Here is a 17,020-nt window from a genome sequence, read left to right as displayed (position 1 = left end):
GGACCCTATGAGGGGCCGCTGCTGCCGAGATCGCCGGTCGGACCGAGCTCCGGTGGGTGGTTCACCGGAGGGAGCTTCCGCCAGGCGACAGCAGCGCCGAATGCGACGACGGCGGCGGCGATGAGGAAGCTCACCCCCATGGCATCGGTGAAGGAGTGCCGCGCGGCATCGGCCAGTGGGGCGGCGGCGTCACCGACCCGGGCGGCGACGCCGAGTGCACTCCCCACCGACTCGCGGGCGACGTCGACGGCCTCGGGAGGTGCGCCGGCCGGAACGGTGGCGTCGAAATTCGACGTGTACGCGGCGCTCAGGGCGGAGCCGAGCACCGCGACACCGATCGCACCGCCCACCTCGCGCGAGGTGTCGTTGACGGCGGATCCGACACCAGCCTTGGAGAGAGGCATGGCGGCCATGATCGAGCCCGTGGCCGGAGCCTGCGAAGCACCCATCCCGAGCCCCAGGAAGAAGAGGAGGAGCCCGAGCTCCCAGTACGGCGTCGAGGTCCCGAAGAACGAGAGTGCGACGAGCCCGAGAGCCACCACCACGAGGCCGCCGCCGACGACGCGGTTGGCCCCGAAACTCCGTGCCAGACGATCGCTGTTGGGCGCCGCGATCATGAGCCCCGCCGCGGTCGGGAGAGTACGCACACCCGCTTCGAGCGGTGTGTAGCCGAGGACGAACTGGAGGTACTGCGTCAGGAGGAACATCAACCCGAACATGGCGAAGAACGCCAGCGTCACCGACGAACTGCCGACGCTGAAGCTGCGTTCACGGAAGAGGCGCATCGGGAGCATCGGGTTCTCGACGCGCAGCTCCCACCACACGAACACCACGCCGACGACGAGGGCAACACCGAAGGCGACGAGCGTGCCCGGGTCGGTCCAGCCTCGGACGGGCCCCTCGATGATTCCGTAGAGGAGCCCTCCGAGCGCCACGATCGACAGGACCGCGCCGGTGGGGTCCAGGCGGGTCTGGTGCGGGTCGCGCGAGGTCGGGAGCAGAACGGCACCGACGGCGAGCGCGCCGACGACGACGAGGACGTTCATGAAGAACAGCGATCCCCACCAGAAGTGCTCGAGGAGCCAGCCGCCGACGACGGGGCCCGTCGCACCACCGACGCCCGCGAACGCCGCCCAGATCCCGATGGCCTTCCCGCGCTCGTTCGCGGGGAACACGTTCGTGAGGATCGACAATGTGGCGGGCATCACGAACGCGGCGCCGACACCCATCACCGCGCGCGCGGCGATCAGGTGAGCAGGCTGGTCGGCGACGGTGCCCATGACCGACGCCAGGCCGAAGATGACGAGCCCGATCTGCAGGGCGCCCTTGCGCCCGAAGCGGTCGCCGATCGCCCCTGCCGTCAGCAGCAGGCCACCGAAGACGAGGCCGTACGCGTCGACGATCCACTGGAGCTCGGAGTTGGTGGCGTCGAGGTCGCGCACGAGCGTGGGGAGCGCGACATTCAGGGTCGTGTTCCCGAGCACGACGAGGACCAGGCTCAAACACAGCACGCCGAGGATCACCCACCGGCGATGGTGGACCGTCGGGTCGATCGTGCTCTCCAGGGTCATGGGCCTCTCCGGGTCGGCACCGAGGTTCGCGCGTCGGAGCCCGCCACCCCGAAGAGCCGGCGTCAACGACAGAGGGTCGCCGAACCCTTCGCCGGCGGAGTCTCCGTCAGAACCGTTGCATGAAGCAGCGGTCGTCGAGGGTGCCGAGGGCGTATTCGGGGTAGAGGCCCATGAACATGCCACGCGTCTTCTCCGCCCAGGCGCGGGCGTCGGCGGCCCGGACACGGCGGACGACCTGGGTGTAGCCCCCCTCGTGGATCCGGTACTCGGCCCACGCGCCCGGGTAGTCCTTCACGCACGCCACCTCGACGATCGGGATCTCCCGTGCCTCGGGGAACCGGCGGACGCGGTTGCGGTGGGTGTGGCCGGCGAAGTAGCCGGCGACGGCGCGCCGGCGGCCGAAGAGCGCGACGAGCGCCTCGCTGTCGTCGGGGTTGATGCCGAAGTAGCGGTCCGAGCGCTCGTCGGACGACGGGTCCCACGGGTGGTGGTGACCGAAGACGAGGACCGGCACCGTGCTGTCCGCCACCAGCGCATCCAGCCAGTCGAGCTGTGACGCGTCGAGACGCCCGACGTCGTCGCCGGGCGTCACCGTGTCGAGCACGGCGAGCGTGACCCCCGGGACCTCGACGGCGAACGGGGCGTCGCCTGCGCCCAGGTCGGGGTCGGTCATGGCGTCGTGGTTGCCGCGCACGTGGTGCATCCGCTCACCGAGCACGCCGTACGCGTCGAGAAACGCCCGGTACTCCTCGGGGGTGCCGGCGTTGGTGAGATCGCCCTTGACGACGACCGCGTCGGGGTCGAGCTCGGCGATCTCCGCGATGGCCGCACGGTTCATGACGTCGGGATAGGGCTCCTCACCGGGCTCGCTTCGGAACACCGGGCCCAGCTCGTTCGGGTCCTGGCCGAGGAGGCCCGCCTCGGTCTCGCCGAAGTGGACGTCGTTGGCGGTGGCCACGGTGGAGAGCAGCGCCCCGGGAGGAGTTTCGAGGGTGCGGACGGTCGGGGGGAGGTAGAGGTGGGGCTCGGCGCCCTCGACGCTGAGGCCGTACTCGGCCCCCGGCGTCAGGCCACCGAGCACGGCCGTGTGGAACGGCCCGGTGGTGACGACCTCGTCGTCGCCCACGCGCGTGCGCAGCTCGACGCCGGGGTCCGTCGTGGCCGTGACCGTGACGGTGTCGACGTCGGCGCTCCAGAGCTCGGCGTCGCGGACGCCGCCGTGGGTGACGTTCTCAGGCACGGGAGCGACGGTCGATGCGCCCCGACAACCTCCAGGGGCCCCGCGTCATACCCGCGCCCCGCCCACTGGTCCGCGGGGCCCTCACCCACATGCTCTGCATCTCGGCCTCGCGACTCCTCCTCTCGCGCGACCGCTCCTCGAGAACCAGCGTGAGGGCCGCGGTGATCGCCGCGACCTCGTCGGGCGTGGCGTCGGGCGACACGACCCGCAGCGTCGGCTCGCTCATCGCTACAGCGGGACGTTTCCGTGCTTGCGGGAGGGCAGCTGCTCCTTCTTCGTCCGCAGCATCTCCAGGGAGTGGATGAGGACACGGCGCGTCTCGCGTGGGTCGATCACGTCGTCGACGTACCCGCGCTCCGCCGCGTTGTAGGGGTTGGCGAAACGCTCGCTGTACTCCTCGACGAGCTCCGCCCGCCGCTCCGCCGGGTCCTCGGCGTCGGCCAGTTCGCGGCGGTGGATGATGTTCACCGCCCCGTCGGGCCCCATCACTGCGATCTCCGCCGAGGGCCACGCGAAGGCGAGGTCGGCGCCGATCGACTTGGAGTTCATCACGACGTAGGCACCGCCGTAGGCCTTGCGCGTGATGATCTGCACACGCGGGACCGTCGACTCGCAGTAGGCGTAGAGGAGCTTGGCGCCGTGTCGGATGATGCCGCCGTACTCCTGGTCGGTGCCCGGGAGGAATCCCGGAACGTCGACGAAGGTGACGAGCGGGACGTTGAAAGCGTCGCACGTACGCACGAAGCGGGCGGCCTTCTCCGACGCCTCGATGTCGAGCGTTCCGGCTGCGACCTGGGGCTGGTTGCCGACGATGCCGACCACATGCCCGTCGAGACGGGCGAACCCGCACACGATGTTCATCGCCCAGAACGGTGACACCTCGAAGAAGTCGCCGTCGTCGACGATGTCGGCGATGACCGCTTTCATGTCGTAGGGCTTGTTGGGGGCATCGGGGATGAGGCCCACGACGTTCTCGCAGTCGCGGTCGGGATCGTCGTCGGGAGCGAAGACCGGCGGATCCTCCAGGTTGTTGGACGGCAGGAACGACACGAGGTAGCGCACGTTCTCGAGGCACGACGTCTCGTCGTCGAACACGTTCGTGGCCACGCCCGACTTGGAGGCGTGCGTCATGGCACCACCGAGCTCCTCCTGGGTGACGTCCTCACCGGTGACGGTCTTCACGACGTCGGGTCCGGTGATGAACATGTGGGACGTTCCCTTGACCATGAAGATGAAGTCGGTCATCGCCGGCGAGTAGACAGCACCGCCGGCACACGGGCCGAGAATCACGCTGATCTGCGGCACGACGCCCGACGCCTGCACGTTGCGGTGGAAGATGCCGCCGTAGGACGCGAGCGAGACGACACCTTCCTGGATGCGCGCCCCGGCTCCGTCGTTGAGTCCGATCATCGGAGCACCCACCGACGCGGCGAGGTCCATCACCTTGTGGATCTTCTCGGCGAAGACCTCACCCAGCGCGCCACCGAAGACCGTGAAGTCCTGCGAGAACACGAAGACCTTGCGGCCGTCGATGGTGCCCCAGCCGGTGACGACCCCGTCGGTGAGCGGGCGCGTGTTCTCGATTCCGAACCCGTGTGCCCGGTGGCGGGCGAGCATGTCGAGCTCCACGAACGAGCCGGGGTCGAGCAGGATGTCGAGACGCTCGCGGGCAGTCAGCTTGCCCCGCTCGTGCTGCCGGGCGACGGCGCGATCGCTCCCGGCGTGGAGTGCCTGCTCCCGCATCTCCTCGAGGGCATCGAGGCGCTCCTCGATGGGGTGCAGGACCGGCTCGGCGGGCGCACCCGCCTCGGCGGCCGAGCCCTCCCCGTGAACCTCGTTGTTCTCCTCGTTGTCTTCTGCTGCTGGTTCCTCGACCGCCATGCGGGTGAGGCTAGCCCGATGCCGGTTCACCGGACCCTCCGGACACCCGGGCGTGTGCGCGACACGGCCCCGCATCGTGCGGGGCCGTGTGACTCGCCGGGTGGGGGGACTCGACGGGTCAGGCGTCGATGGCCTGCTTCTCGCTGGAGCCGACGCTGATCTCCACCTTGCGGGCCTTCGCCTGCTCGGCCACGGGGATCTTGACGGTCAGGACCCCGCTGTCGTAGCTGGCCTCGACACCGTCGGCGTCGAGAGCGTCACCGAGCAGCACCTGGCGGGAGAACGAACCTTCCGGACGCTCTCTCGCGAGGACCTCGTCGGTGTCGCGGGCGATGAAGTGACGCTCGGCGCTCACCGTCAGGACGTTGCGCTCGACGGTGAGGTCGATGGAATCGCGGTCGACTCCCGGCATGTCGAGGCTCACTTCGACGTGACCTTCGCGGCGTACGGCGTCCATGGGCATCCACGACGCTCCGCGGCTCCGGTCACCGAAGAAGCGGTCGGTCAGCCTGTCGAAGTCTCCGAAGGGCTCGTAGCGGGTCAGCATGGTGCGACCTCCTCTCCTGTTGGCCATGTCTCTCCTTTGTCGCCCGACCCGAGGCCGGGCTCGTTCTTGGTAGCACAGCCAGTATAAAACATGAGTGTATTGTACGCAAGTCTGAATGTAGGCCATGCACCGTAAGGCTTCTGGAACAGGGCGCGACTGCAAGAGACGCAGCAGGAGGGCGCGTCGAAGCCGGCCGCAGGGGCCGGGGGACTGTGGGGCCGGAGGGCCCCGGTGCTACTCCTCGACGAGCTCGATGAGGGTGCCGAAGGCGGTCTTGGGGTGCACGAAGGCCACCGTGGTGCCGCGGCTGCCCGGCCGGGGCGCCTCGTCGATCACCTCGTGGCCCTGAGCCTTCACGCTCTCCAGAGCAGCGGCGCAGTCGTCGACGCGGTAGCCGATGTGGTGCAGTCCCTCACCCTTGCGCTCGAGGTACTTCGCCACCGGCGAGTCGTCACGCGTCGGAGTGAGGAGCTGCACGTAGCTGTCGGCGACCTTGAGCAGCGCCTCCTCGACGCCGTCGGACTCCACGACCTCGCGGTGGTCCACCTCGGCTCCGAACGTGTCGGCGTACCACGCCACCGCCGCGTCGAGGTCCGACACCGCAATGGCCACGTGGTCTATCTCGGTAAGGAGCATGGTGTCAGGCCTCGTGTCGCTGGAAGAGGGTGATGCCATCGATGTGCTTCTCCCGCATCCCTGTGTCGGTCACGCCGAGCCCCTCGTCGGGTGCCAGCGCGAGCACAGCGAGCTTGCCCTCGTGGAGGTTGTGGTGCACCTGGTACGCGGCCTCACCGGTCTCCTCGAGGGGGTAGGTGGCCGACAGGATCGGGTGCACCTTCCCCTCGCAGATGAGCTTGTTGGCGGCCCACGCCTCGCGGTAGTTGGCGAAGTGTGAGGACTTGATCGACTTGAGGTTCATCCACAGGTACCGGTTGTCGTACTCGATCATGTAGCCCGACGTGGCGGCGCACGTCATGATGAGCCCACCGCGCTTGGCCACGAACACCGACGCGCCCATCGTCTGGCGACCGGGGTGCTCGAACACGATGTCGGGGTCCTCGCCGACGAGCTCACGGATCTTCTTGCCGAACCGGAGCCACTCCTTGGGGTCCTGGCCGCCCTCCTCGTTCCAGAAGGCGTAGCCCTCGGCGCGGCGGTCGATCACGGCCTCGACGCCGAGGTCGTTCAGCAGCTCGGCCTTCTCGGACGACGACACGACGCCGACCGGGGTCCCCCCGCCGTTGAGCACGTACTGGCACGCGTAGCCGCCCAGCCCGCCCGACGCGCCCCAGATGAGAACCGTCTGGCCCTGCGCCATGTCGGCGCCGTTGGGGCTGACGAGCATGCGGTAGCTCGTGGAGTTGCACAGCGCGTTGACCGCCGCCTCCTCCCACGTGAGGTGCGCCGGCTTCGGCATGAGCTGGTTGGCCTTCACAACCGCGATCTCGGCCAGACCGCCGAAGTTCGACTCGAAGCCCCAGATGCGCTGGTTGGCGGCCAGCATCGAGTCGTCGTGGGCGCTGGGGTCCTGGTCGTCGACGTAGTTGCAGTGGATGGTGACGGCGTCGCCGGGATTCCAGTTGCGAACAGCCGATCCGGTCCGCAGGACGACACCTGACCCGTCGCTGCCCATCACGTGGTAGGGCAGGTCGTGGCGGGCACCCCAGTCCGACTCGCGGCCGAGGCGCTTCAGGAATCCGAAGGTCGGGAGCGGCTCGAAGATCGACGTCCAGACCGTGTTGAAATTGATCGAGCTGGCCATGACGGCCACGTAGGCCTCGTCGGGGGCGAGCTCGGGCAGCGGGATCTCGTCGACGTGGACCGACATGCGCGGGTCCTTGTCGGCCGACGCCATGTCGGAGAACATCTCCTGCTCGTCCTCACGCACGACGGCGGCGCGGAAGCTCTCGGGGAGCTCGAGTGACGCGAACGTGTCGGCGTCGGCCCCTTCGAGGACGGCGTTCCTGATGGCGTCGATGGCAGAACTCATGGCGCCGAACGCTACCGGTGCACGGAGCCGACTGACGACTCGCCGCCGCAGTCGACGGTTCCGGTGACCCGCCGGTAACCTCGTGGACGCTTCGCAGACCCGCACCGGAGGATCCTCATGCCCGGCTCCGTCATCGTCTCGACCGCCCGCACCCCCATCGGGAAGCTCTCGGGGGCGTTCGCAACCCTGTCCGCCATGGATCTCGGCGGCCACGCCATCGGGGCCGCCCTCGAGCGCGGGGGCGTGTCGCCCGACGACGTCGACTACGTGCTGATGGGCCACGTCCTCCAGGCCGGCCAGGGCCAGATCACCGCCCGCCAGGCGGCCGACAAGGCCGGCATTCCCATGTCGACACCCGCGATGACGGTCAACAAGGTCTGTCTCTCGGGCCTCAACTCCGTCTACCTCGCCGACCAGATGATCCGAAGCGGCGACGCCGAGGTGGTCGTGGCAGGCGGTATGGAGTCGATGACCCAGGCCCCCTACCTGCTCGACAAGGCGCGTGCGGGCTACCGCATGGGCAACGGCGAGCTGATCGACTCGATGATCCACGACGGTCTGTGGTGCGCGTTCGACGCCGTCCACATGGGTACCGGCACGGAGCGCTACGCCGGCGAGATGGGCGTGAGCCGTGAGGCCCAGGACGAGCTCGCGGCGCAGAGCCACGAGCGCGCCGCGGAGGCCCTCAAGGAGGGTCACTTCGCCGACGAGATCGTGTCGGTCGAGATCCCGCAGCGCAAGGGTGACCCGGTCGTCGTGTCCGAGGACGAGGGTGTGCGCCCGGGAACGACCCCCGACTCGCTCGGCAAGCTCCGCCCTGCGTTCTCCGACGACGGCACGATCACCGCGGGCAACGCCTCGCAGATCAGCGACGGTGCGGGTGCGCTGGTCCTGATGAGCGCCGACAAGGCGAAGGACCTGGGTGTCACGCCGATCGCCGAGCTCGTGTCGTACGGCATGGTGGCGGGGCCCGACCCGTCGCTGCTCACGCAGCCGGCGCGCGCCATCAAGGATGCGCTGGCCAAGGTCGACATGACCGTCGGTGACATCGACCTCTTCGAGCTCAACGAGGCGTTCGCTGCCGTGGGGCTGGCGTCGATGGACGACCTCGGTGTGTCCGACGACATCGTGAACGTCAACGGCGGCGCCATCGCCCTCGGTCACCCCGTCGGCATGTCGGGTGCACGCCTCGCGATGACGATCATCAACGAGCTCCGTCGCCGGGGCGGCGGTGTGGGCGCCGCGGCGCTGTGCGGCGGCGGCGGCCAGGGCGACGCCGCCATCCTGCGCACCCTCTAGCCGCTCTCGGCGCCTCTTCCCCTTCCTCGACTCGGGCGGCGCAGGGTACCTGCGCCGCTTGTCCTCGGCTTGGGTCACCCCACGGTGGAATAGCGTCGGCGTATGACTGGTCCGGATCTTCGTCCGTTGCGGATGGGCGAGATGCTCGACGTCGCCATCAAGGTGACGACGCGCAATCTCTGGACGCTCGTCCGTACGGTCGCTATCGTCGTGGTTCCGCTCCAGATCGTGAGCGTCCTCGTCACGATCTCGGCGACACCGGAGCAGGCAGAGCTCGGAACGTTCGGGGCGACCGGGGCCGAGCCGACGACCGACGAGCTCACGACCTTCCTCGTGGCCCAGATCGTCGTCCTCGTCCTCACCCTGGTGGCGGGGATGCTGGCATCCGGAGCGGCGCTGAAGGCCATCGGCGACGCCTACGTCGGCGAGGAGCCCGAGTGGCGGTCATCGCTGCGCTTCGGCCTGCGACGCCTGCACTCCCTCGTGTGGGTCGGGTTCCTCCGCCTCTTCATACCGTCGCTCCTGTTCGGGCTGGCAGCAGGGATCGCGCTCGGGCTCATCGCCCTCTCCGACGCCGTGATCGTGCTCGCCGTTCCGGCGGGCTTCGGTCTCATGGCCGCGGTGGTCTTCGTCGGGGCCGTCTACTTCCTCCTCGGCCTCACGATCCCCATCCTGCTCATCGACGATGTGAAGGGCGTCAAGGCTGTTCGACGGGCGTTCCGCCTGAGCCGCCGGCGCTTCTGGAGGACGACGACTCCCCTGTTCGTGATGTTCCTGCTCGTGAGCGTGATCCAGCTGATCATCACGGGAATCCCGAGCGTCGCCATCGTGGCGATCGACAACGAGGTGGCGGCGGCGGTTGTGACCACCATCACCGGCATCGCCGGCGCCCTGATCGCCACACCCCTGGAGGCGGCGATCCTCGCCGTCGTGTTCTTCGACCTCCGGGTCCGTCGGGAGGGCCTCGACGTCGCGATGCTCGCCGACACGATCGGCGTCGACCCGACCGGTGCGGGCGTGCCGCTGCTCCCCCCGGCACGCCCGTCGACGAGCCTTCCACCGCCCCCGGTAGCGCCCGGACCACCACCCCCACCCCCGCCGCCGGGAGTGCCCCGACCGCCTGTCGTTCCCCCTGCCCCAGGTCCGGACACGTCGCCACCGGCACCCCGGCCACCTGACGCGGACCCGGCGCCGTGATCACCCCGTGGGCGGGTGGATCGGGCGGGCTCCCGTCACCCGAGGAGGCACGCAGCGAGGCCGAGTCGATCCTCGGGGGGCGCCGCTTCCAGCCGCTCGAGACACCCCGCCCTCTGCGCGGCCTCCTCGAGTGGCTCGGGGACCGCCTGGCGCCGGTCGGCGACTTCCTGTCGGGCATCGCCGACTGGATCGCCGACCGGGGAGGCTCGCCCGTCGGCCTGGTGGTCATCGCCGCGGCCCTGGCGGCCCTCGCGGCGCTGGTCGCCGTGCGCGCCGTCCGCCAACGCAGCACCGCCGTGGAGACGACGCGGACCGACAGCACCGGAGAACCGCTGAGCCCCGGTGCGCTCGAGGACGCTGCCGACGAGGCCGAGCGTGACGGCGACTACGACCGCGCCCTTCGCCTCCGCTTCCGCGCGGGGCTCCTACGCCTCGACACGGTCGGTGCCATCCGGTTCCGCCCGTCGATCACGAGTGGCGAGGTGGCCCGCGCCGTGTCCCAGGACGACTTCCGGGTGCTCGCCGGCGACTTCGACGAGGTGGTCTACGGGGGTCGGCCCGCCGGGCACGACGACGTCGACGCGGCACGGAGGCGCTGGCCGCGCGTCTGGACCACAGCCGGGAAGCGGCACCGCGTCGAGCACGCCGACACACCGGGGCGCGACCGCGACACCGGGGCCGCCGAGGTGCCGCGGTGAGCACGTCGCGGGACGCGCACCGGGGTTTCCGCTCCTGGCCGCTCGGCGGGAGGGTCGCCGTCGTCCTCGTGGCGGCACTGGTCGTCCTCAACGTCCTCGGCTGGGGCCTCGACCGTGCAACGGGGGGAGGCCGGCCCGGGGGCGAACGGTCGTCGACGTACGCCACGGGAGACGACGGCGCGGCGGCGTACGCCGATCTCCTCGAGCGGTTCGGGACGTCGGTGAGCCGCCAGACCGGAGCCCTGGCGGACACCTCCCTCGACACCGGCACCGCCCTGGTTCTGCTCGATCCGGGATTCCTCGTCCCCGACGACACGGCAGCCGTGGCGCGCTTCGTCGACGACGGTGGGCTCCTCGTCGTCGCCGGCGCCGGGGCCGACGAGCTCACCGCCGATCTGCTCGACGATCCACCGGTGCGCGAGGTCACCGGCCCGGACGTGTTCGCGACGCTCGGCACCGACCCGGACTTCGACGAGGTCGACGAGGTCGTGGGAACAGGGAGCGGCTCGTGGTCATCGGCGGGCTCCGCCGTCGCCGTCGTGGGAGCACCCGACGGGGACCTGCTGGTGGAAGCCAAGAAGGGCGACGGCGTGATCCGTGCGCTCGCCGACGCCTCACCGCTCCGGAACGAGCGCCTGGCCGACGCCGACAACGCGCTGTTCGGCCTGGCTCTCACAGCCGGCACCCCGGAGGTCGTGTTCGCCGAAGGCGTGCACGGCGCATCCGACGCGAGTGGGCTCCGTGCGATTCCCACGGCGTGGAAGGTTGCGCTCGGCGCGCTGCTCCTCGCCGTCGCACTCGCCGTGTGGTCACGCGCACGGCGGTTCGGCCCACCGGAGCTCGCCGACCGCCCCCTTCCGCCGCCACGCGCCGCCTACGTCGACGCGCTCGCGGCCGCCCTCGAGCGTTCCGACCGGGATCGGAGAGAGTTGCTGTCGACTCCCGGACGCGCACGGGGCGCCGATCGTGATAGCCAGACCTGACCACCGGGAGCCCCCGGCGGGCCCGGAAACCTGTGAGAAAGGACGAGCGTGAGGGACCTGCGTGACGCCGTGGCCTCCGAGGTGCGCAAGGTCGTCGTCGGACAGGACGACGTCGTCGACCTCCTGCTCGTCGCTGCGTCGGTCGGCGGCCACGCCCTTCTCGAGGGTGTGCCCGGGACCGCCAAGACGCTCACGGCCAACGCCGTCGCCCGTGCCCTCGGGGTCGACTTCCACCGCGTGCAGTTCACACCCGACATGCTGCCGAGCGACCTCACCGGAACCACGGCGCTCGTCGGCGGGATCGGTGGCGAGATGCGGTTCCGCCCGGGCCCCGTGTTCACCAACGTTCTCCTCGCCGACGAGGTGAACCGCACACCCCCCAAGACACAGGCCGCGCTCCTGGAGGCCATGCAGGAACAGCAGGTGTCCGCCGACGGCGTGACGCATCCGCTGCCCGACCCGTTCCTCGTGGTCGCCACCCAGAACCCCATCGAGTACGAAGGCACCTACCCCCTCCCCGAGGCGCAACTCGACCGCTTCCTCGTGAAGATCGACGTGGGCTACCCCGCACCCGCCGACGAGGAGGCGATGCTGCGGCTCGCCCACCGCGGAGTTGCGCCTGCCACGCTCGACGACGTCGTCGCCGTCGGGTCCACCGACGCGCTGCGCGACGCGAGGGCAACGGTCGACGCGACGACCGTCGCCGACGAGATCGTGGGCTATGTCGTGCAGATCGTCGGCGCGACCCGCGCCGTTCCCAGCGTCGAGCTCGGCGCCAGCCCGCGCGCCGCGGTCCACCTGCTCGCCGCCTCGAAGGCGACCGCCCGCCTCGCCGGACGCGAGTTCGTCACCCCCGACGACGTCGCCGCCGTCGCCCCCGCCGTTCTCCGCCACCGGCTTCTCCTCCGGGCGGAGGCCGAGCTCGAGCGGTACCGACCCGACGACGCCGTGGCCGCCGCCCTGGCGGCCGTGCCGGTCCCCCGCTGAACAGCGCCGCACCGTGAGCCCCACCCTTCGTGCCGCCGGCGCCATCGCCGTCGTGGGGGCGGCCGCGCTCCTCGTGTCGCCGGCGCTCGTGGTCGTGGCACTGGCGGTGCTCCTCACGCTCACGGTGCTCGACATGTGGCTCTCGCGACCCCGGCCCACCGGCGAGCGGTCGGTCCCGACCGTCATGGCCCGCGGTGTCGCCGCCGACGTCACGGTCCGCGCCGAGGGCCCGAACGGGGCCACCGTCCGGGTCCGCCAGCCGGCCGTACCCGACCTGGCCGTGGAGACCCCCGAGGGCGACGGCGGGATCGACGGGCGGATCCTCCCCCGCCGACGCGGCCGCCACTCCCTGCCGGCCGTCGCCGTGCGGTCGGTCGGGCCCCTCGGGCTCGGGGCGTGGACCCACACGCTCGGCCGTCCCGTCGACATCGACGTCTATCCCGACCTGCCGGCTGCCCGACGCCTGGCGCTCTCCGTGCGCCGAGGAAGGTTCCGCGCGCCGGGCAAGCGAACCCGGGGACCACTCGGCCTCGGAACGGACTTCGAATCCGTGCGCGACTACGAGCCCGACGACGACATCCGGCAGGTGAACTGGCGTGCCTCGGCACGCGTCGGCCGGCCGATGAGCAACCAGTTCCGTGTCGAGTCGGAACGCGACGTGATCACACTGGTCGACGGCGGCCGTCTCATGGCGGCGCCCCTCGGCGACGCCACCCGCCTCGACGTGGCGCTCGACGCCCTCGCGGCTGTCGCCATGGTCGCCGACGCTGTCGGAGACCGGTGTGGGGTCGTGGCTTTCGACCGTGAGGTGGTGCGGTCCGTGGCGCCGGGTCGCAACACGGGCAACGACGTCATCCACGCCACGCACGATCTCGAACCCCGCCCCGTCGAGGCCGACTACGACCGTGCGTTCCGACGCGTCGCATCCCACAAGCGGGCGTTCGTGCTCGTCCTCACGGACCTCGTCGACGAAGCTGCCGCCCGGTCACTGCTCCGGGCCGTCCCGGTCCTGGTCCGCCGCCACGTCGTCGTGGTGGCCGGAGCGACCGACCCTGACCTCGCCGCCGCCGTCGACCGCACTCCCGCGACTGACCGTGACGTCTACCGGTCCATCGTCGCCCGCGACGTCCTCGATCACCGTGCGCGAGCGGTATCGCTGCTCCGGAGCGCAGGAGCCGAGGTTCTCGAGGCTCCTCCCGGCAGGCTGCCGGCGGCGTGTGTCGCCGCCTACCTCCGGGCGAAGTCACGTCTGCGGCTCTGAGTCGCGACAGATCCACCGCCGGCGTCCGCCGGACCCTCGGCGGGTCGTCCTCGCCAGATCACGAGCACCCAGAACGCCCCCCCGAGCCCGAACCCGACAGCCAGCGCCTGTCCCAGGCTGAGCCCGGTCCCCGTCACGAACCCCTCTACCAGCCCCGCGATCACCAGAAGCGCCGCCGTGCCGAGGACCAGCTCCACGGCGGGACGGGCCTCCTCCCGGAGCGCGTCGGCGCGACGGCGCAGGCCCGGGTCGATGAGCGCCCAGCCGAGGCGCATTCCCGCCACGGCGCTGACCACCATGCACGAGAGCTCCAGGACGCCGTGGGGCGCCACCAACTCGGTGGCGACACGGCCGTTCCCGGCCCAGATCGCCATCCCGAAGACGGTACCGATCAGCACGGCGTTGTAGAGGAGAATCAGAGCGGCCGGAACGGCGAAGAGGATCCCGCCGGCGAACGCGAGAATGGTGACCCTGATGTTGTTCGTGAGGATCTCCCCCGAGAAGCGGGCCTGCTGGTCGGCGGGCAGGCCCACGTCCTGTCCCGCCTCGCGGGGCGCCGTCACCGCCTGGTACTCCGCGGGGACGAGCCCACTCGCCGCCGCGGGATCGCGTGTCGCCCACACGAGCGACAGGCCCGCGGGCACCACGAGCAGCAGGACCGCGACAACGAGCATCAGGGGACGTTCCCGGACGCGCCGCCAGTACCCGGTGCTCACGAACTCGCCGACGCTGAGGCGCCGCGGCTCCGACGAGTACACGAGCGTTCGTGCGCGCCCCACGAGATCCTCCAGGCGCACCACGAACGGCTCCGCCCCGAAGCGTTGGCGGGCGAGCGCCAGATCGGCGGCTGCCTCGCGGTACAGCGAGCCGAGCCGCAGGACGTCCGACGGCGGGAGGCGGGCGGCGCGGCGTCCGGCGGTACCCACGAGGGCCTCGAGGTCGGCCCACGTCGACCGGCGCTCCGCGATGAACTCGTCGGCGGTCACGTGACGTTCGAGGAGCGTCTCAGCATCTCGACCCCCGAGGGGGTCGATGTCGACCTCCCGCTGGCCGGCCTCGGTTCTCGATTCGTGGCAACGACCATCGACGTCCTCATCTGGGTTGTTCCCATCATCGCACTCCTCCTGGCGCTCGGGAGCGTCGACAGCGGCTATGCCGGGGCGGTGGCGGTCGTCGTCGTGTTCCTCACGGTCTTCGGCTACGACCTCGCCTTCGAGACGCTCAACCGGGGTCGGACCCCCGGCAAGGCAGCTCTGGGCCTGCGGGTGACGCGGGTCGACGGCGGGCCGGTGCGCTTCCTCGACAGCGCCGTGCGGAATCTCCTGCGGGTCGTCGACTTCCTGCCGTTCCTCTACGGTGTGGGAGCCACCTCGATCGTGGTGACGGAACGGAACCAGCGCCTCGGCGACCTGGCCGGCGGCACCGTCGTGCGTCGCGACCACGCGCCGGCCACCGTCGCGCCCCTCTCGACGCTCACACCACCGGTCCACGCGTACGCGGCCTCGTGGGACGTGAGCGCCGTGTCCGACGAGGAGATCACGACCGTGCGCCGGTTCCTCGACCGGCGCACCGAGCTGGAAGCCTCGTCACGTGCCCGTCTCGCCACCGAGCTCGCCACGCGCCTCGGCCCGCGCGTCGTCGGCCCGCGTGGCGACGAGTCGCCTGATTTCCTGCTGGAGCAGATCGTGGCGGTGAAGACCGCCCGGCACACGGACGGCCGTACCTCGTGAACGCGACCCCCGAGCCACCCCGACCGCCGTCCGGCCCGGGCAGGCCGATCGACTCCGAGCCACCCACGAACGGCATGGCCATCGCGTCGCTGGCCTGTGGGATCTTCGGCTGGGTGTTCTTCGTCGGGGGCATCCTGGCGATCGTCATGGGCGTCGTCGCCCGGCGGCAGATCCGCGAGAGCCCGGAGCCCCAGGGCGGCGCCGGCCTCGCCCTGGCCGGGATCATCCTCGGAGTCGTCACCGCTGCGATCTCTGCGACGACGATCTACTTCGTGTACATGGCCTGATGCCGCTGCGTACCCTGAGGCGATGACGAACGCACCGCCTCCGGATCCCGCACAGGGATCGACGGTTCCGCCGGTGACCATCGGCTACTCATATCAACCCCGGTGGCGGAACATGGCGGGCCTCACCACCGCGCTCACGATCCTGTTCTGGTGCGCGTTCGGAGTGTCGGTCCTGCTCGTCGGAGCGACGGTCAACCAGCGGGTCCTCCTCGAAGACCTCGTCAGCGGCCGCCGGACAGTGTCGTTCGACGACGCGCAGGCGGCCGACAACTTCGTGGCCGGCACGAGCATCCTCCTCCTGACGCTCATGACCGCCCTTGCCGTTCTCGTGATCGTGTTCCTCTGGCGGGGATCCAAGAACCTCGAGGCGAAAGGCCGCAACGGCGCTCGACTCGGACCGGGATGGTCGATCGGCGCCTGGTTCATCCCGCTCGCCAACCTGGTGATGCCCGTACTCATCGTCCAGGACCAGTGGCGCGGCACGGACCCGGCCGCCGGGGCCGACAACTGGCGTGGGCGCATCAGGGGTTCCGCTCTCGTCGGGTGGTGGTGGGCTTTGTGGGTGGTCGCCTCGGTCTCCAGCGGACTCGGAGGAGGCCTGGGAAGCAACGACACCCTCCAGGAAGCCGTGTCGGATGCCCGCGTCCAGAGCACGGGGAACATCGCCTTCGCCGTGACGATCACCGCCGCCGCCGTGCTCGCCGTCTTCGTGTTTCGGAGGCTCGGGCAGCGCTTCGAGGCGCTGCGCGACCGGCCCGTCGAGCAGCCCCCGCCTCGGGCCCCTGCACCGCCACCACCAGCGACCCCGTAGACCACAACAGCGCCGCAGGTCACGTGCAGCCCTACGCCGGCCGCCCTTCGAGATCCATGACTCGTTCATCGACCCTCCGCCCGCACCGACCAGATGATCCCGCCGATGAGCGAAAGCTCCCAGCGGAGATCTTCGTCGTGACGGCTCCGATTGGTCTACGGTTCGGGCCCATGACACAGGAGCAACCACCCGTTCCGCCGGAACCCCTCCCGCCTCCCCCCGCGCAATCAGGGCAACAGGGACCCAAGAACGGTCTGGCCGTCGCCTCGATGGTGCTCGGCATCATCGGCGTCGTCATGTGGGTCTTCGTGATTCCACAGATCCTGGCGATCATCTTCGGCGGTGTTGCCCTGCGGCAGCTGAATCGTCCCGAGAACATCCGGACGGGCCGCGGCATGGCCATCGCAGGACTCGTACTCGGTATCGTCAGCCTTGTTCTCCTGGTCATTTTCATCATCGCGGCCGACAACACGAACTTCTACTTCGAAGTCAACTAATGAACCTGACCGTCCACCGAACACTGCCGCTGACCGCGCGG

At 70.4% G+C, this 17,020-nt stretch carries 18 protein-coding genes; 10 read left to right on the top strand and 8 right to left on the bottom strand.

All coding sequences use genetic code 11. From position 1 onward, the window contains the following. Positions 1-5: 5 nt before the first annotated feature. From R3A49_12915 to ccrA, 7 genes are all read right to left on the bottom strand, one after another. Positions 6-1,571, bottom strand: a complete 1,566-nt coding sequence (locus R3A49_12915; GenBank protein MEZ5171626.1) for an MFS transporter — start codon at positions 1,569-1,571, stop codon at positions 6-8. Positions 1,572-1,677: 106 nt separating this feature from the next. After that, the gene (locus R3A49_12910) at positions 1,678-2,811 is read right to left on the bottom strand and encodes a metallophosphoesterase (GenBank protein ID MEZ5171625.1); all 1,134 of its coding nucleotides are present in this window, start codon (positions 2,809-2,811) and stop codon (positions 1,678-1,680) included. After that, the gene (locus R3A49_12905) at positions 2,804-3,037 is read right to left on the bottom strand and encodes an acyl-CoA carboxylase epsilon subunit (protein ID MEZ5171624.1); all 234 of its coding nucleotides are present in this window, start codon (positions 3,035-3,037) and stop codon (positions 2,804-2,806) included. Before R3A49_12905 ends, R3A49_12910 begins: the two co-directional genes overlap by 8 nt. A gap of 2 nt (positions 3,038-3,039) precedes the next feature. Further along, positions 3,040-4,554, bottom strand: a complete 1,515-nt coding sequence (locus R3A49_12900) for an acyl-CoA carboxylase subunit beta (GenBank protein MEZ5171623.1) — start codon at positions 4,552-4,554, stop codon at positions 3,040-3,042. Positions 4,555-4,810: 256 nt separating this feature from the next. Beyond that, on the bottom strand, positions 4,811-5,266 hold the full coding sequence (locus R3A49_12895; protein MEZ5171622.1) for an Hsp20/alpha crystallin family protein: 456 nt from the start codon (positions 5,264-5,266) through the stop codon (positions 4,811-4,813). Positions 5,267-5,473: 207 nt separating this feature from the next. Next, positions 5,474-5,875, bottom strand: a complete 402-nt coding sequence (mce, locus tag R3A49_12890; GenBank protein ID MEZ5171621.1) for a methylmalonyl-CoA epimerase — start codon at positions 5,873-5,875, stop codon at positions 5,474-5,476. A gap of 4 nt (positions 5,876-5,879) precedes the next feature. After that, positions 5,880-7,229, bottom strand: coding sequence for a crotonyl-CoA carboxylase/reductase (gene ccrA, locus R3A49_12885; GenBank protein MEZ5171620.1), 1,350 nt, complete (start codon positions 7,227-7,229; stop codon positions 5,880-5,882). A gap of 117 nt (positions 7,230-7,346) precedes the next feature. Between ccrA and R3A49_12880 the strand changes: the two genes are divergently transcribed. The 6 genes from R3A49_12880 (at position 7,347) to R3A49_12855 (ending at position 13,654) form a co-directional block, all read left to right on the top strand. Beyond that, complete coding sequence (locus tag R3A49_12880) at positions 7,347-8,528, top strand: acetyl-CoA C-acetyltransferase (GenBank protein MEZ5171619.1); 1,182 nt, start codon at positions 7,347-7,349, stop codon at positions 8,526-8,528. 102 nt (positions 8,529-8,630) lie between these two features. Next, positions 8,631-9,725, top strand: coding sequence for a hypothetical protein (locus R3A49_12875; protein MEZ5171618.1), 1,095 nt, complete (start codon positions 8,631-8,633; stop codon positions 9,723-9,725). Beyond that, positions 9,722-10,423: a DUF4129 domain-containing protein gene (locus R3A49_12870; protein ID MEZ5171617.1), complete on the top strand. Its 702-nt coding sequence runs from the start codon at positions 9,722-9,724 to the stop codon at positions 10,421-10,423. Before R3A49_12875 ends, R3A49_12870 begins: the two co-directional genes overlap by 4 nt. Next, on the top strand, positions 10,420-11,406 hold the full coding sequence (locus R3A49_12865) for a DUF4350 domain-containing protein (GenBank protein ID MEZ5171616.1): 987 nt from the start codon (positions 10,420-10,422) through the stop codon (positions 11,404-11,406). Before R3A49_12870 ends, R3A49_12865 begins: the two co-directional genes overlap by 4 nt. Positions 11,407-11,454: 48 nt before the next feature. After that, the gene (locus R3A49_12860) at positions 11,455-12,393 is read left to right on the top strand and encodes a MoxR family ATPase (protein MEZ5171615.1); all 939 of its coding nucleotides are present in this window, start codon (positions 11,455-11,457) and stop codon (positions 12,391-12,393) included. 13 nt (positions 12,394-12,406) lie between these two features. Beyond that, positions 12,407-13,654: a DUF58 domain-containing protein gene (locus tag R3A49_12855; GenBank protein MEZ5171614.1), complete on the top strand. Its 1,248-nt coding sequence runs from the start codon at positions 12,407-12,409 to the stop codon at positions 13,652-13,654. On the opposite strand, the gene R3A49_12850 is transcribed toward R3A49_12855, so the two are convergent. Further along, a complete protein-coding gene (locus R3A49_12850; GenBank protein ID MEZ5171613.1) occupies positions 13,621-14,640 on the bottom strand; it encodes a stage II sporulation protein M in 1,020 nt (339 codons plus the stop codon). The genes R3A49_12855 and R3A49_12850 overlap by 34 nt on opposite strands. On the opposite strand from R3A49_12850, the gene R3A49_12845 reads away from it, so the two are divergent. The 4 genes from R3A49_12845 (at position 14,641) to R3A49_12830 (ending at position 16,979) form a co-directional block, all read left to right on the top strand. Beyond that, entirely contained in the window at positions 14,641-15,384 is a 744-nt protein-coding gene (locus tag R3A49_12845; GenBank protein MEZ5171612.1) for an RDD family protein, read from the top strand. After that, entirely contained in the window at positions 15,381-15,671 is a 291-nt protein-coding gene (locus R3A49_12840; protein MEZ5171611.1) for a DUF4190 domain-containing protein, read from the top strand. Before R3A49_12845 ends, R3A49_12840 begins: the two co-directional genes overlap by 4 nt. Before the next feature lie 22 nt (positions 15,672-15,693). Further along, positions 15,694-16,482: a DUF4328 domain-containing protein gene (locus tag R3A49_12835; GenBank protein ID MEZ5171610.1), complete on the top strand. Its 789-nt coding sequence runs from the start codon at positions 15,694-15,696 to the stop codon at positions 16,480-16,482. A gap of 170 nt (positions 16,483-16,652) precedes the next feature. Then, a complete protein-coding gene (locus R3A49_12830; protein MEZ5171609.1) occupies positions 16,653-16,979 on the top strand; it encodes a DUF4190 domain-containing protein in 327 nt (108 codons plus the stop codon). The last annotated feature ends 41 nt before the right edge of the window (positions 16,980-17,020 follow it).

This window comes from Acidimicrobiia bacterium, assembly GCA_041394025.1.
Lineage (GTDB): Bacteria > Actinomycetota > Acidimicrobiia > IMCC26256 > JAOSJL01 > JAOSJL01.
This window is presented reverse-complemented; position numbering and strand designations above follow the sequence as displayed.

What these genes read in the sequence shown, in the direction of transcription:
- R3A49_12915 (MEZ5171626.1), bottom strand. Translation starts at nt 1,571, where the DNA reads ATGACCCTGGAGAGCACGATCGACCCGACGGTCCACCATCGCCGGTGG.
- R3A49_12905 (MEZ5171624.1), bottom strand. Translation starts at nt 3,037, where the DNA reads ATGAGCGAGCCGACGCTGCGGGTCGTGTCGCCCGACGCCACGCCCGAC.
- R3A49_12900 (MEZ5171623.1), bottom strand. Translation starts at nt 4,554, where the DNA reads ATGCGGGAGCAGGCACTCCACGCCGGGAGCGATCGCGCCGTCGCCCGG.
- R3A49_12895 (MEZ5171622.1), bottom strand. Translation starts at nt 5,266, where the DNA reads ATGGCCAACAGGAGAGGAGGTCGCACCATGCTGACCCGCTACGAGCCC.
- mce (MEZ5171621.1), bottom strand. Translation starts at nt 5,875, where the DNA reads ATGCTCCTTACCGAGATAGACCACGTGGCCATTGCGGTGTCGGACCTC.
- ccrA (MEZ5171620.1), bottom strand. Translation starts at nt 7,229, where the DNA reads ATGAGTTCTGCCATCGACGCCATCAGGAACGCCGTCCTCGAAGGGGCC.
- R3A49_12880 (MEZ5171619.1), top strand. Translation starts at nt 7,347, where the DNA reads ATGCCCGGCTCCGTCATCGTCTCGACCGCCCGCACCCCCATCGGGAAG.
- R3A49_12875 (MEZ5171618.1), top strand. Translation starts at nt 8,631, where the DNA reads ATGACTGGTCCGGATCTTCGTCCGTTGCGGATGGGCGAGATGCTCGAC.
- R3A49_12835 (MEZ5171610.1), top strand. Translation starts at nt 15,694, where the DNA reads ATGACGAACGCACCGCCTCCGGATCCCGCACAGGGATCGACGGTTCCG.
- R3A49_12830 (MEZ5171609.1), top strand. Translation starts at nt 16,653, where the DNA reads ATGACACAGGAGCAACCACCCGTTCCGCCGGAACCCCTCCCGCCTCCC.